This is a genomic window from Pseudoxanthomonas sp. J31, from assembly GCF_000510725.1.
GTDB lineage: Bacteria > Pseudomonadota > Gammaproteobacteria > Xanthomonadales > Xanthomonadaceae > Pseudoxanthomonas.
Map to the genome: position 1 here is coordinate 76,845 of NZ_AZNZ01000007.1, position 14,689 is coordinate 91,533.

The following is a 14,689-nucleotide window of genomic DNA, read 5'->3' on the forward strand; positions in this document are numbered from 1 at the left end:
GTGGAGGCGGTCCCGGAAACCCCGCCCGGCTCGCCGCTGCGCGAAGGTGGTTTCCGGATCCTGCTCGGCTACCGCCTGTTCGCGATCCTGTCCTACCAGATCGTCGCGGTCACGGTCGGCTGGCACGTCTACGAGCTGACCCGCGACACCTTCGCCCTGGGCCTGGTCGGCCTGGCCGAGGTGCTGCCGTACATCGGCATGGCCCTGTTCGCCGGCTACCTGGTCGACCACCTGCCCAAGCGCCGGCTGGGTGCGCTGGCCACCGCCGGGCTGTGCGCCACCGCGGTGCTGCTGGTGCTGGTCGCGGCCGGGCGCATCGCCCCCGGCGCCACCTGGCCGATCTACGCGGCCATCGTGCTGACCGGCCTGGTCCGCGCCTTCCTCACCCCGGTGTACACCGCGCTGTTCGCGCGGGTGCTGCCGCGCGCCCAGTTCGCGCGCGGCGCCAGCATCGGCAGCGTGGTGTTCCAAGGCGGACTGGTGTGCGGCCCGGCGCTGGGCGGCGTGCTGGTCGGGCTGGCTGGCAAGACGGTGGCCTACGGCGTGGCCGCGGTGCTGGCAATGGCCGCCGGCGCGGTGCTGCTGGCGCTGCGGGTGGACGAGCCGCCGGCGGAAGGGCCGCGCGCGCCGGTGTTCGCCAGCATCGGCGAGGGCCTGCGCTTCGTGTTCGGCAACCAGGTGATGCTCGGCGCACAGGCGCTGGACCTGTTCGCGGTGCTGTTCGGCGGGGCGATCTCGCTGGCGCCGGCCTTCATCCGCGAGATCCTGCACTACGGCCCGGAAGGCCTGGGCATCCTGCGCGCGGCCCCGGCCCTGGGCGCGGTGGCGGTGGGCCTGGTGCTGGCGCGGCACGTGCCCGGGCGCAACGCCGGGCGCCTGTTGCTGTGGGCGGTAGCCGGGTTCGGGCTTTGCATCATCGGCTTCGGCCTGTCGCGGCACTTCTGGCTGTCGGCGTTCTTCCTGCTGCTGTCCGGCGCCTGCGATGGCGTGTCGGTGGTGCTGCGCTCGACCATCATGCAGCTGGTCACCCCCGACGGCATGCGCGGGCGGGTGGCCTCGATCAACGGCATTTTCATCGGCTCGTCCAACGAACTGGGCGCGTTCTACGCCGGCTCCATGGCGCGCCTGCTGGGCCTGGTCCCGGCGGTGGTACTGGGCGGCTGCGTCACCCTGGGCGTGGTCGCCACCACCGCGGTAAAGGCGCCGCGGCTGCGGCGACTGGATCTGCGCAAGCTCTGACCTACCCGCACCCCGCATGGCCCGACAGGACCGACGGCCTTGCCGGGCCGCCGTCAGGTGACGCGCGGCGGTGGCGGAGACGACCGCTGTGGGGTGCCGCGGACTCCGGACGGAGCCGCGCCGCACCGGGGCATGGCATCGCGCGACTCCGCGTCCGGCTCCAGGGCGGAGGTGAGGGTCGTGGTGCCAGCGGCGTTGGAGAAGCGCCGGCCCGCGTCCCCGGACGCGGGCGTCCGGCGGCATGGGCGCAGTGGCGCGCGCACATGCCGGCCCACCCCGTCGGCGAGGACTGGAAAAACAAAGCCCGCCGTGAGGCGGGCCTTGTCGCCATGCTTGCGGGAGCGGGCTTACTCGCCCTGCTGCTTCTGCAGGTGCTCCCAGCGCTCCTGGGCATCGATGGTGCGCTCGGCGGTCAGGCGCGCCTCCAGGCGCTCCAGGCCGATTTCCTCGCCGGTGTCGACGCAGTAGCCGTAGTCGCCGGCCTCCAGGCGCTTGAGCGTGCTGTCGATCTTGCCGATCAGCTTGCGGTAGCGGTCGCGGGTGCGCAGCTCCAGCGAGTTCTCGGTCTCGCGGGTGGCACGCTCGGCTTCGTCGCCGATGTCGCGCACTTCGTCCTTGAGGTTCTCGATGGTCTGCTTGGACTCCTCGACCAGGTCGGCGCGCCACTGCAGCAGCCGCTGCCGGAAGTACTCCAGCTGCAGCGGGTTCATGTACTCCTCGTCGGGCGAGGGCTTGTAGCCTTCCGGAAGGATGGGACGTCCGGTGGCTTCGTCGATCTTGTATTCCACGACCTTCCTGCGGGTGGGGGCCGGGCTCACATTCTCGGGCTTTTTGGACACCACGGCGACGGCGACCTTGCCCGGGGTACCCGGGGGAGTCGGGACCGGCTTGGCCGGAGCGTTGGAACTGGGGGATTTCGGTGCGGGCACTGGCTTGTCTTGCGGAGTTGCGGCGACCGGTGCCTGGTGGACCTTGCGGGTTTCCGGCTGGGCGGTCGCGGTAACGGGTGCGGTCGTCCTGGCGGACTTGGCGGCGGGGGTTTTGGTCTTGCTGGCCGGCTTGGGAGCAGCCGGGGTGGCGACCTTGCGGGGGGCCTGCTTGGCAGCCTTGGCCGGGGTCGCCTGCCGGGCGGTGGTCTTCGCCGCCGCGGCCTTGGTGGTGGGCTTGCTGGTCCGGGTTGCCGCCGCCTTCTTCGCGGGCGCGGCCTTGCTGGCAGCCACCTTCTTCGCCGGAGCCTTCTTCGCCGGCGCCGCGGCCTTCTTCACCGCAGCCACCTTGGCGGGCTTCTTCGCCGCCGGCTTGGCGGCCTTGGTCGCCTTGGCCACCGCCACCGCCACCGCCTTCTTGGCGGGCTTGGCGACCTTGCCGGCCGCCACCTTCTTGGCGGCAGGCTTGGCGGTCTTCCCTGTCGCCTTGGCAACGGGGGAAGGCTTCTTGGCCGGCTTGGCGGCCTTCTTCACGGGTTTCTTGGCAGCCACGTACGAAGGTTCCTCCGAAGTTTTCCCCGCCTCAGCGGGAAAGCGCGCCTTTATAGCCCACCCCATCCCGGGCGGCAACCTCACGGGGTGGCGGGTATCATGCGGCGGTGATCACACGCCTGCTCATCATGATGCTGCGCTTTTACAAGCGCTTCATCAGTCCCATGCTGGGGCCGCGTTGCCGGTTCGTGCCCAGCTGTTCTGAATACGCGATGCAGGCGATCGAGCGGCATGGCCCGCTGCGCGGCAGCTGGCTGGCCGCCCGCCGCATCGGCCGTTGCCACCCCCTCCATCCGGGCGGCTACGACCCCGTCCCTGACCGCCCGCACGATTCCTGCCAAGGACACCATTGATGCCCTCCATCCTCATCACCAATGCCCGCCTGGTCAACGAAGGCCGCCAGACCGAGGGCGACCTGCGCATCGAGGACGGCCGCATCGCGGCCATCGGCAGCGGCCTGCAGGCGCGCGCCGGCGAGCAGGTGGTGGACGCGGCCGGCCGCTGGCTGCTGCCGGGCATGATCGACGACCAGGTCCACTTCCGCGAGCCGGGCCTGACCCACAAGGGCGACATCGCCAGCGAGTCGGCCGCGGCCGTGGCCGGCGGCCTGACCAGCTTCATGGACATGCCCAACACCAACCCGCCGACCCTGGACGCGGCGGCGCTGGAAGCCAAGTACGCCGCGGCCGCCGGCCGCGCCTGGGGCAACCACGGCTTCTACCTGGGCGCCAGCAACGACAACCTCGAGGCGGTGCGCTCGCTGGACCCGAAGGCCGCGCCGGGCATCAAGGTGTTCATGGGCGCCTCCACCGGCAACATGCTGGTGGACGACCCGGAGACCCTGGACGGGATCTTCCGCGAGGCCCCGACCCCGATCATCACCCACTGCGAGGACACCCCGACCATCGACCGCACGATGGCCGAGTTCAAGGAAAAGTACGGCGCCGACGGCCTGACCGCCGCCATGCACCCGGACATCCGTTCGCGCGAGGCCTGCATCAAGTCCACCCGCCTGGCCATGGAGCTGGCGCGCCGGCACGGCACCCGCCTGCACGTGCTGCACATCTCCACCGCCGACGAGCTGGCCCTGTTCGAGCGCGGCCCGCTGCTGGGCGCCGACGGCAAGGTGCGCAAGAAGATCACCGCCGAAACCTGCATCCACTTCCTGCGCTTCGACCGCGCCGACTACGCGCGGCTGGGCAACTTCATCAAGTGCAATCCGGCGATCAAGGACGCCTCCGACCGCCAGGCCCTGGTCCAGGCCCTGGTGGACGACGTGATCGACGTGCTGGCCACCGACCACGCCCCGCACACCCTGGAGGAGAAGCAGAAGCCCTACCTGCAGGCGCCTTCCGGCCTGCCGCTGGTGCAGTACGCGCTGCTGGCGGCGATCGAGCTGGTGCACGAGGGCAGGCTGGACATCACCCGGGTAGTGGAGAAGGCCAGCCATGCCCCGGCGCGGCTGTTCGACGTCGCCGAGCGCGGCTTCCTGCGCGAGGGCTACTGGGCCGACCTGGTGCTGGTCGAGGACAGCCCGCTGACCGTGCGCCGCGAGGATGTGCTGTCCAAGTGCGGCTGGTCGCCGTTCGAGGGCACCACCTTCCGCTCGCGCATCGCCTCGACCTGGGTCAACGGCCAGCTGGCGTGGAACGGCCGCGAGCTGGTCGGCGCCCCCGCCGGCCGCCGCCTGGAGTTCGAGCGCTGATGCGGCCGGTCCTGGGTGCCGCACGGCGGGCGCTGCTGGCCGCGCTGCTCCTGCTTGCCCTGCCCGCCCCCGCCCGGGACGACACCCGGGTGGTGTTCCCGGCCAGCGTGCCGCAGGGCGCGATGGTGATCGGCAAGGTGCCGCCGGGCAGCCGGGTCGAGTACGCCGGACGGGTCCTGCGCACCACCGGCTACGGCACCGTGGTGTTTGGCATCGGCCGCGACGAGGCCGGGCCGGTCGAGGTCGCGGTGGTGCGCCCGGATGGCGTGCGCAGCGTCGAGCGGATCGCGGTCAGCCCGCGTGACTGGCCGGTGCAGCGGGTGGACGGAGTGCCACCGAAGACGGTCGAGCCGCCGCCGGAGATCGCCGCGCGCATCGCCCGCGAACAGGCCCAGGTCAGCGCCGCGCGCCAGCGCGACGACGACCGCACCGACTTCGCCCAGCGTTTCATCTGGCCGGTACAGGGCCGCATCAGCGGCCGCTTCGGCCACCAGCGCGTGTACAACGGCAAGCCCGGCTCGCCGCATTCGGGGATGGACATCGCCGCCCCCAACGGCACCCCGGTCAAGGCCCCGGCCGCCGGCGTGGTGACCTTCGCCGCCCCGGACCTGTACCTGACCGGCGGCACCGTGCTGCTGGACCACGGCTTTGGCATCAGCTCCAACTTCCTGCACCTGTCGCGGATCGACGTGAAGGTCGGCGACCGGGTCGAACAGGGCCAGGTGATCGGCGCGGTCGGCGCCACCGGGCGGGCGACGGGGCCGCATCTGCACTGGGGGATGAACTGGTTCGACGTGCGCATCGACCCCCTGCTTGTCCTTGAGCGGCCGTAACGCGGGTGGTTCACCCGCGTCGCGCGCGGCGGCGCGTTCGTCGGCATCGAAGCATCAGGCGCGCCGCGGCGCGACGTGCATCCGTGCCCGGGCGGATGCGCCAATCCGACTGACGGGGGCGACATGGCGGCGGATTCGACGTACGTTTCGCCTCCAAGACCATCGCTGGTGTCCGCGCCTTGGACCTGTTCCGCCGCCGTTTCGCCATGTGGTTCGCGTTTTCTGCCGCAATCGGCACCGGCAGCTGCGCGGCCTCCTCCCCGGCCACCGCCCCCACTCCGTCCGCCCCCGCAGGCGGTGCTCCACTTCCTGCGCATCGCCACCCGATACCGCCCCGTTCGTCCCCCGGCCAGCTGGTACCCAATACCGGGATGCGGGTGCCCCGTACAGCCACGGCCGGCGAGACCTTCACCGTCAGCGTCCCGGTCGGCGCGGTAGTCGAAGCCTTTGGCGAGCATGTGGAAGCCCAGGCCGGAGGGGAAATCAGTCTCCAGGCCCCGGAAGCACCGGGCGTCCATGTCATCCGTGTCAGGCAATCCGGTCGCGCAAGCACGGTGCTGTTCCGGATCACGATCACGCCGCGCTGAGCAGCCCTGATCCAGGCTCGCGTACCACCGGCGCGTCGCAGGAGCCCGTCTTCACACACGCATGCCTACGCGATGTGCGCCCGCCCCCGCGGCGATACCCCCGTGGCACTGCCGAACGATGGACCGCCAGTGTCGCCAGGCTGGATACCACGGCCGGCCAGGGCCGCGGCTCCGACACCATGGCCCCATCCTGCCCTCCGTGGGCTGCCACTCATACTTCATTCCCATTCCGGCGTCAGGGATACAAGTCCATTTTTTGTGATCAATTTCACAAAGAACAGATCCGTGTCATTGACTGAACCGGACCTGAAGCTAATTTCGCCTCGTGGCCGGTCACTGGCCAGGCGACTTCCACAGAGGCCTTAATGGACACGACGTTCTCCTCCCGCGGGCGCAGGGCCCGTGGACACTCGGCGCTGGCCCTTGCCATCGCCACTGGCCTCGCCTCCCTTGCCTCGGTTCCCGCCACTGCTGCCGGACCGGATACGCTGCAGCAGCAGGCCGCCAAGGCCGCGATCGCCAGCGCTTTCCGTGCCTCGAACCCGGCCGTGGCCGTGGCGCCCGCCCAGGCCCCGCTGCCGGGCGACGCCTTCAGCCGCCGCTGGACCGCGGTTGCGCCCTCCAACCCGTCCGACCCCGATGGCTGGGTCGACGATGAATTCGAGGCCGACTGGGGCTTGGCCGCCATCAACGCGCAGTACGCCTATGCGCGCGGCCTCAGCGGCGCCGGCGTGCGCCTGGGCCTGGTCGACTCCGGCACCGCGTTCCATCACTCCGAATTCGCCGGCAAGGACCATCGCGCCCTGGTGATGGCCGACCTGCTGGGCGACGGCACCCGTTGCGCGGAGGCCGTGGTGTGGAACAGCGCCGGCGCGTGCTTCTACTCGGAAGGCGACACGCCGGCGATCACGGGCACGTACTACGCCCCGGACCTGGCCCCCTACCTCAATCCGGGGTACGAGCATCTTGCGGGCAACACCCTGTTCGAGTTCGATACCCACGGCACGCACGTGGCCGGCACCATCGCCGCCAATCGTGACGGCAGCGGCATGCACGGCGTCGCCTTCGGCGCCGACCTCAGCGCCGCCCGCCTGTTCGGCGATACGCTGACCCAGCTCACCTATGCCTGCATCTTCGGCACCGATGAATGCTTCGAAGGCGGCACCTCGCCCAGCGCCAGCGCGATCGCCTACGCCTACGACCAGGCCATCGCCCAGGGCGTGCGCGCCATGAACAACAGCTGGGGCTACACCTACCATGTCTACACCCCGGGGGACGCCCTGCTTTACACCGAGCTGCTCATGCAGAGCGAGGAAGGCGAGTTCCTCCAGGCCATCGCGGATGCCTCGCTCCGTTCGGGCATGATCCAGGTGTTCTCAGCGGGCAACACCAGCTACACCGTCGCCGTCCCCGGCGTGGCCAGCCCGCACGCGACCGCGCCGGCCACCCTTCCGGCGATCCTCCCGGAGATCGAGCAGTACTGGGTCAGCGTGGTCAACCTCAATGACCAGCTCCAGCTGAGCAACCGCTCGATGAAGTGCGGCATCACCGCCGAGTGGTGCATCGCGGCCCCGGGCAGCGACATCTACTCGACCGTGCTGTCCGAGGGCGTGGACCCGAACAACAACGCCGACTCCCTGCCCGGCGACTGGGTGGTCGACTCCGACGGCAACCTGCGCTTCGAACTCGAGGACCGTACCGGCTACGAGGCGTACCAGTACAGTTCCGGCACCTCCATGGCCGCCCCGCACGTGACCGGCGCCCTGGGCCTGCTGCTGGAGCGCTTCCCGTACCTCACCGCCGCCCAGGTACGCGACGTCATGCTGACAACCGCCACCGACCTGGGCGCGCCTGGCGTGGACGAGGTCTATGGTTGGGGCCTGCTGGACCTGCGCAAGGCGATCGAAGGCTACGGCCAGCTGCGCGTGGACACCGAGGTGGTGATGAACGCCGCCGCCGGTGGCATCAAGACCTGGGAAGGCGGCGCATGGGATGACTGGACCAACGACATCGGCGGCCCGGGCCGGCTGACCAAGTCCGGCGCCGGCTGGCTGCACCTGTCCGGTGACAACAGCTTCGGCGGCGCCACCGTCACCTCGGGCATCCTCGAGTTCGACGGCGACAACCACCTCACCTCCAACGTGCGCGTCGAAGGCGGCACCCTGCTGCTCAACGGCAGCCTCAACGACAGCCCGCTGGACGTGGCCGGCGGCGAGGCCGTGGTGAACGGCACCATTTCCGGCGCCGCCGCGAACGTGCGGGTCGGAGCCGGCATGCTGCGAATCAACGGCAGCGGCAGGCTCGACGGCAGCCCGCTCGAGGTGGTCGGCGGCATGGCCGTGGTGAACGGCACCGTCTCCGGCGCCCCCACCTACGTCGGGCCCAACGGCACCCTGGGCGGCAGCGGCACCCTCGGCGACACCCGCGTGGCCGGCACCATCGCCCCGGGCAACTCGATCGGCACCCTGACCATCGACGGCAACTACGTGCACGAAGCCGGTGCGCGCTTCGTGGCCGAACTGCTGCCGCCGGACCAGGCCGACCTACTGCGCGTCACCGGCACCGCCACCCTCAACGGCGGCACCCTGGTGCTCAGCTCCGAGGCGGGCCAGCCCTTCGTGCTCGGCCAGCAGTACCAGCTGCTGACCGCCGATGGCGGCATCGTCGGCAACTTCGCCTCGGTCGACAACTCGAACCTGTCGCCGTTCCTGTCGGTCTCGCTGCTGCAGGGCGCGGGCACCTTTGGCGTGGACGTGATCCGCGGCGCGGCCTTGGCCACCGCCGCCGGCACCCCGAACCAGTCGGCCATCGCCGCCTCGCTCGACGTGCTGCCGGACAGCAGCAGCCTGCTGCGTGCCACCACCCAGCTGTCGGCCGCCGAGGCCCGTGGCGCGTTCGACGGCCTCTCCGGCGAAATCCACGCCAGCGCCCAGCAGGTCCTGCTGGAAGGCAGCCGCCTGGTCCGCGATGCGGCCCTGGGCCGGGCCGGCGGCAACGCGTTCGACGTGGAAGCCGGACGGGATACCGGCGCCTGGGTGGAGATCCAGCACCAGGGCGGCGAGATCGCCGCCGACGGCAACGCGGCGCGGGCCAGGTACAGCGGCAACGCCGTGCTGGTGGGCATCGACCACGCCTTTGACGCCGGCTGGCGCATCGGCGTGTTCGGCGGCACCGGCGACACCGACTTCAACGTGCGTGGCCGCGGCTCGCGCGGCGAGGCCAGCAGCACCCACGTCGGCGTCTATGCCGGCACCTCGTGGGGCAGCTTCGGCCTGTCGCTGGGCCATGCCCGCAGCCAGAACGAAGTCGAGATCAACCGCACGGTCGCCTTCCGGGGCTACTCCGACGCCCTGGCCAGCCGCTACGACGCCGACAGCAGCCAGACGTTCGTCGATGTCGGCTACCGCTTCGCCAGGGGCCGGCTGGAACTGGAGCCGTACGTCCAGTACGCCCATGTCGAAGTCGACACCGACGGCTTCAGCGAGCGTGGCGGCGCGGCGGCCCTGGCCGGCCGTGGCGCCGAGGCCCGTGCGGACCTGTCCACCGTCGGCCTGCGCCTGGCCACCCACCTGGCCGGCAGCGAGCAGTCCGATGCCTGGCTGAGCCTGCGCGCGAACCTGGGCTACCGCCATGCCAGCGGCGACCAGGTCCGGCACGCCCGGCTGGGCCTGGTCGACGGTGGCGAGGCGTTCGACGTGGCCAGCCCGGCCATCCGCGACGAGGCCCTGCTGCTCCAGATCGGCGCGGCCGCGCGCCTCTCGGCCAACAGCCAGCTGGACCTGGGCCTGAGCCATGTCGATGCCGACGTGGCCAACGACACCGGCATCAACGCCCGGTTTACGGTCAACTTCTGACCCGCTGGACGAAAAAGGGCGCGGCCTCGGCCGCGCCCTTTTTCTTTGCGTGCGGCCCTGACGCAGGCCGCGGCGTGCCGGCGAGGCTTACGCGGCCGGGCCGCTGCCGCTCACGCTGGCCACCGCGTCGTGCGGGTGCAGGCTCTCGAAGTGCGAGACCGTGGCTTCGTAGCGCTCGATCCGCGGGTCGGCGGACAGCACCGAGGCCACGCGCCGGGCGGCGTCCTCGCAGAACATCAGGTTGGCGGCGTTGAGCTCGGCGAAGGCCTGCTCGTCCTCGCGCTTGACCGCGGTCTGCACCGGGGTGCCCAGCGAGGCCTCCAGGGCGTCGATCAGGGCCACCAGCGGCAGTTCGTCGAACTGCGGGCGCAGCTCCACGCGGACCCTGGCCTCGCTGCGCTGCGCATGCGGGGTGGCCGCCATGCCGCGCTCGGACGACAGCCACTGCGCGATCTCCTCCACCCGCAGCGCCTCGGCATCGCCGAAGTCGGCACGCAGGCGCGCGGCATTGGCCTGGCGCGACAGCGCCGCCGAGCACGGGCAGGTGCTGGAGTACTCCAGGGAGAATCCGAGCACCAGCTTCAGGTGACCATCCTCCAGCAGCGCCTCGATCTCCACCGGGTAGCGCTTCCAGCCGGCGTTGTCGCTGCGCAGGGCGCGGCGCAGCAGCAGCGCCTCGTAGCGCAGGCGCAGGCGCGCGCGGGTGGCCAGGCCGGCCTGGGACTCGACGCTGTCCTGCAGGATGTGGCGCAGGCCGGCCGGGGTGACCTCGTGCCGGGCCAGCTCCTGCTGCAGGCGCAGGTACAGCCGCGACATGTGGATGCCGCGCTCGCCGGCGCGGTGCAGGTTCACCGACAGGTCGGCCTGGGCCGCGACCTGGACATGGCCGCCGGCGCCGTCGGGCACGCGCACCGGGATGGCGATGCCTTCCATGCCAACCCAGTCCAGCGGACGGGCCAGCGCGGCCGGCTGGTAGGCGACGTCCGGCAGCAGGTCGCCGGCGCGGGAGAGATCGGGAGCGGGAAGGGACATGGGAGGGCTGGGGAAGTTCGGGGAAGCATCCGGCCTGGCCGCGGCGGCAGCCGTCGAATGGCCGTGGAAGCGGGAAGGACCGGACTGTCGTTGCCGTGCATTGTAACGGCTGGGGCCGGCCGGCCCGGCCGCGGCGGCGGGACGGAGTGTGCCGGCCGGTACCGCCGGTTCAGCCGCGTGCGGCGCGCCAGGAATCCCAGAGGATGCGCAGCGGATGCGCCTGGGCGCGGCGCCCGGCTGCCTGCGGCCGCAGCCGGCCGCGGGCCAGCACCGCCCAGATCCGGCGCGGCGCGGCACCGGCCACCCGTGCCGGCCAGTCCTGCAGCAGGGCCGCGGCCCATTGCCGCTGGGCGCGCTCGGCCTCCGCCGTGCCCTCCCCGCCCAGCAGGCTCAGCGGCACCGCCGCCTGCCCGACCTCGGCCAGGCGCGAGGCCAGCACCTGCGCCGCCAGCTGCTGCGGACGCGCGGCCGGCCCGCCCAGCACCACCGCCTCCACTTCCGCCACCGCCGCGGCATAGCCCTGCAGCGCGGCCAGCGCGGCCTGCGGATCGGCGGCGCGGGCACGGGCGGCGACCAGGTCCGGCAGCGCCGCGGCCAGTCGCTCCCAGGGTGCCGGCAGCGGCTCCAGCATCCGCCCGAGCGGATGCCGCGAGCGGTGCCCGGCCCAGTCGGCCAGCTCGGTGGCCCACCAGCCCAGCTTGGCGTCGGCCGGCAGCGGGTCGCCGGCGATGTTGAGGATGTCGTCGAATTCCTGCAGCAGGGCGAACCAGGCCAGCACGCGCCCGCGCTCGGCCTGCGGCACGAACACCTCGGCCACGGCCCACTCCGGCCAGCGCTGCCGCCATTTGTCCAGGAAACTGTCGAGGGCCGAGGGTGTGCTCATGGAAACTCCGGCGGGCATGCCCGCGGGCCGGCGCCGGGCGCCGGCGGTGGGGTCAGCGGCGCGGCCAGGCGGCCGGCGCGACCAGTTCGTGCGGCAGTTCCGCCACGCGGTCGGCCTGCCAGGTGAGCGGGTCCTCGCCGTCCAGGCGGTAGCCCCACAGCACCGCGATCGAGGGCATGCCGGCGCCCTTGGCCGCCAGCACGTCGCGTTCATCGTCGCCGACGTAGACGCAGTCGGCCGGGTCCGCGCCCAGCGTGCGCGCGGCCTCCAGCAGCGGCAGCGGGTGCGGCTTGCGCTCGGCGTAGGTGTCGCCGCCGACCAGCACCGCGCAGCGCTCCTGCCAGCCCAGCCCGGCGACCACGTCGCGGGCCAGGTACTCGGCCTTGTTGGTGACGATGCCCCAGCGCGAACCGGCGGCTTCCAGCGCGGCCAGCATCTGCTCGATGCCGTCGAACAGGCGGCTGTGGCGGCCCAGCTCCTCGCGGTAGACCGCCAGGAACTCGGCCACCAGCGCATCGCGCGCCTCGCCCTCTGCATCCGGGAACAGCACCGAGACCATGGCCCGCGCCCCCTTGGACACGTGCTTGCGCAGCATCTCCGCATCCACCGGTCCCTGCCCGCGCGCTACCAGCATGCGGTTGGCGGTGGCGACCATGTCCGGGGCGCTGTCCAGCAGGGTGCCGTCCAGGTCGAACAGCGCCACCGGCGGGAACCCGCCGCCCTGCCCCACCGCAGCCGTCACGGCTTCACCGCGCAGGCCAGGTAGTTGACCGAGGTCTGCCGCGACAGCCGCGCGCGTTGGCGCAGCGGGTCGTAGAACAGGCCGCTGACGTCCTCCAGCTGCAGGCCGGCATCGCGCAGCCAGGCCGCCAGTTCGGAGGGCTTGATGAAGTCGGCATAGCGGTGGGTGCCCTTGGGCAGCAGCCGCGCCACGTACTCGGCGCCGACGATGGCCAGCGCGAACGCGGCCGGGGTGCGGTTGAGCGTGGACAGGAACAGGCGGCCACCGGGCCGCAGCAGCCTGGCGCAGGCGGCGATGATGGCACCCGGGTCCGGCACGTGCTCGAGCATCTCCATGCAGGTCACCGCGTCGAAGCTGCCCGGGCGTTCCCCGGCCAGCGCCTCCACCGACTGCACCAGGTATTCGACCTGCACGCCCGATTCCAGCGAGTGCAGGCGCGCGACCTTGACCAGCTCCGGGGCCAGGTCGGCGGCGGTCACGCGCGCGCCGGCGCGGGCCAGGGCTTCGCTGAGGATGCCGCCGCCGCAGCCCACGTCCAGCACCGTGCTGCCGGCCAGCGGCACGCGGCTGGCGACGTAGTCCAGGCGCACCGGGTTGAGCACGTGCAGGGCCCGCTGCGGGCCGTCAGGGTCCCACCAGCGGTTGGCCAGCGCGGCGAACTTGTCCAGTTCGGCCTGGTGGTAGTTGGCGCTGGTGGCGGCTTCGGCGTGGGTCGTCATCGTCATTCCTCCGCGAGGCGGCCATTGTAGGCCAGCCGGCCGCGACGGCCGCGCGAGGCGCGGCCGCGGTTTGCAGGATTCAGCGGCCGAGCGCGGCGATGCGCTGGCGCCACTGGCGGGCGTTGGCGATCAGGGCCGCGGTGTCGATGTCCACCAGCTCGCGCGCGTCCAGCTTGCGGCGGCCGGCGATCCACACGTCGCTCACCTGCTGGCGGCCGACCGCGTAGACCAGCTGCGACAGCAGGTGGTGCAGCGGCTGGGCCTCCAGCGCCGACAGGTCCACGCACACCAGGTCGGCCTCCTTGCCCGGTTCGATCGAGCCGATGCGCTCGCCGAAACCCAGCGCGCGGGCGCCGCCGAGGGTGGCGGCGCGCAGCGTGGTGGCTGCGTCCAGGGCGGTGGCGTCGTTGGCCACGGCCTTGGCCAGCAGGGCCGCGGTGCGCAGCTCGCCGAACATGTCCAGGTCGTTGTTGCTGGCGCAGCCGTCGGTGCCGATCGCCAGGTTCACGCCTGCGCGCTGCAGGGCGCAGGCCGGGCAGAAGCCGGAGGCCAGCTTGAGGTTGGACTCGGGGCAGTGGGCCACGTGCACGCCGCGCTCGGCGCACAGGTGGATCTCGGCCTCGGTCAGCTGGGTCATGTGCACCGCGATCAGGCGGTCGTTGACCAGGCCCAGGCGGTCCAGCCGCGCCAGCGGGCGCTGGCCGTATTCCTTCAGCGAGTCGGCGATTTCCTGCGCGGTCTCGTGGGTGTGCAGGTGGACCTGGGTGTCGAGCTGGTCGGACAGCATCCGCACCCGCTCGAAGTTGGCGTCGCTGACGGTGTACGGCGCGTGCGGGGCGAACGCGGTGGCGATCAGCGGATCGTCGCGCCACTGGTCGTGGACCTCGCCGGCCTTGTCGAAGTACTCGTCGTCGCTGCGCGCCCAGGCGGTGGGGAAATTGATCACCGGCAGGCCGACCAGGGCGCGGAAGCCGTGCTTCCTGTAGACCGCGGCCTGCACGTCCGGGAAGAAGTAGTTCTCGTTGGCGCAGGTGGTGCCGCCGCGCAGCATCTCGGCGATGGCCAGGGCCATGCCGTCGGCGACGAAGTCCGGCCCGATCACCGCGGCCTCCACCGGCCAGATGTGCTGCTGCAGCCAGGTCATCAGCGGCAGGTCGTCGGCGACGCCGCGCAGCAGGGTCATCGGGTTGTGGGTGTGGGCGTTGACCAGGCCCGGGATCAGCGCCGCGTCCGGGCGCTGCACCACCTCGGCCGCGGCGAAGCGCGCGCGCGCCTCGGCGGTCGGCAGCACGGCCACGATCCTGCCGCCGGATACGGCGACGGCGTGGTCTTCCAGGACCACGCCGTGCGGTTCGACCGGGACGACCCAGCCGGCTTCGATGAGAAGGTCGCAGGCCTGGGGGGAAATATCGGTCATGCGCTCCTGCTCACTCATTCCTGTTGCGGGTGGACATCATCCCAGCGCGGGCGGGATGCGTCACTACGTCGCTTCACGCTGGCGAAGGGCCCCACGGCAGCCGGACGGCTGTGAGACCCGGGCCCATTGGCTTTCAAAGGACTGGCGCCCGTCGGGCAGCTGCGCAGCCGATCCGCAAGCCACCGTCGGTGCCTGATTGC

The 14,689-nt window shown here is 71.9% G+C and carries 12 protein-coding genes; 6 read left to right on the forward strand and 6 right to left on the reverse strand.

Annotation, left to right across the window (positions count from 1 at the left end):
- Entirely contained in the window at nt 1-1,239 is a 1,239-nt protein-coding gene (locus tag PSEJ31_RS0109250) for an MFS transporter (protein WP_028915293.1), read from the forward strand.
- Between the two features lie 347 nt (nt 1,240-1,586).
- Here PSEJ31_RS0109250 and dksA read toward each other — a convergent pair whose 3' ends face one another.
- The gene (dksA, locus tag PSEJ31_RS16555; RefSeq protein WP_084220844.1) at nt 1,587-2,717 is read right to left on the reverse strand and encodes an RNA polymerase-binding protein DksA; all 1,131 of its coding nucleotides are present in this window, start codon (nt 2,715-2,717) and stop codon (nt 1,587-1,589) included.
- Nucleotides 2,718-2,824: 107 nt separating this feature from the next.
- On the opposite strand from dksA, the gene yidD reads away from it, so the two are divergent.
- From yidD to PSEJ31_RS0109285, 5 genes are all read left to right on the forward strand, one after another.
- Complete coding sequence (gene yidD / locus PSEJ31_RS0109265) at nt 2,825-3,070, forward strand: membrane protein insertion efficiency factor YidD (protein WP_026010529.1); 246 nt, start codon at nt 2,825-2,827, stop codon at nt 3,068-3,070.
- A complete protein-coding gene (locus PSEJ31_RS0109270) occupies nt 3,070-4,422 on the forward strand; it encodes a dihydroorotase (RefSeq protein WP_028915295.1) in 1,353 nt (450 codons plus the stop codon). The genes yidD and PSEJ31_RS0109270 overlap by 1 nt, the downstream gene beginning before the upstream one ends.
- Nucleotides 4,422-5,255, forward strand: a complete 834-nt coding sequence (locus tag PSEJ31_RS0109275; protein WP_028915296.1) for a M23 family metallopeptidase — start codon at nt 4,422-4,424, stop codon at nt 5,253-5,255. The genes PSEJ31_RS0109270 and PSEJ31_RS0109275 overlap by 1 nt, the downstream gene beginning before the upstream one ends.
- Before the next feature lie 179 nt (nt 5,256-5,434).
- Nucleotides 5,435-5,842: a hypothetical protein gene (locus tag PSEJ31_RS17105; RefSeq protein ID WP_125108257.1), complete on the forward strand. Its 408-nt coding sequence runs from the start codon at nt 5,435-5,437 to the stop codon at nt 5,840-5,842.
- 365 nt (nt 5,843-6,207) lie between these two features.
- Nucleotides 6,208-9,696, forward strand: a complete 3,489-nt coding sequence (locus tag PSEJ31_RS0109285) for an autotransporter domain-containing protein (protein WP_028915297.1) — start codon at nt 6,208-6,210, stop codon at nt 9,694-9,696.
- An 87-nt stretch (nt 9,697-9,783) separates the two neighbouring features.
- On the opposite strand, the gene folE2 is transcribed toward PSEJ31_RS0109285, so the two are convergent.
- The 5 genes from folE2 to PSEJ31_RS0109310 all read right to left on the reverse strand — a co-directional run bounded on the left by folE2 (nt 9,784) and on the right by PSEJ31_RS0109310 (nt 14,489).
- Nucleotides 9,784-10,728 carry a GTP cyclohydrolase FolE2 gene (gene folE2 / locus PSEJ31_RS0109290; protein ID WP_028915298.1) on the reverse strand — a complete coding sequence of 315 codons (945 nt, stop codon included), beginning with the start codon at nt 10,726-10,728 and terminating at the stop codon, nt 9,784-9,786.
- Nucleotides 10,729-10,897: 169 nt separating this feature from the next.
- On the reverse strand, nt 10,898-11,611 hold the full coding sequence (locus PSEJ31_RS0109295; protein ID WP_028915299.1) for a squalene/phytoene synthase family protein: 714 nt from the start codon (nt 11,609-11,611) through the stop codon (nt 10,898-10,900).
- Between the two features lie 52 nt (nt 11,612-11,663).
- Complete coding sequence (gene gph / locus PSEJ31_RS0109300; protein ID WP_037034929.1) at nt 11,664-12,353, reverse strand: phosphoglycolate phosphatase; 690 nt, start codon at nt 12,351-12,353, stop codon at nt 11,664-11,666.
- Nucleotides 12,350-13,072 (reverse strand): bifunctional 2-polyprenyl-6-hydroxyphenol methylase/3-demethylubiquinol 3-O-methyltransferase UbiG, encoded by a 723-nt coding sequence (ubiG, locus tag PSEJ31_RS0109305; RefSeq protein WP_019398383.1) that lies wholly within the window; start codon nt 13,070-13,072, stop codon nt 12,350-12,352. Before ubiG ends, gph begins: the two co-directional genes overlap by 4 nt.
- A 79-nt stretch (nt 13,073-13,151) precedes the next feature.
- On the reverse strand, nt 13,152-14,489 hold the full coding sequence (locus PSEJ31_RS0109310) for a TRZ/ATZ family hydrolase (protein WP_028915300.1): 1,338 nt from the start codon (nt 14,487-14,489) through the stop codon (nt 13,152-13,154).
- Nucleotides 14,490-14,689: the final 200 nt, after the last annotated feature.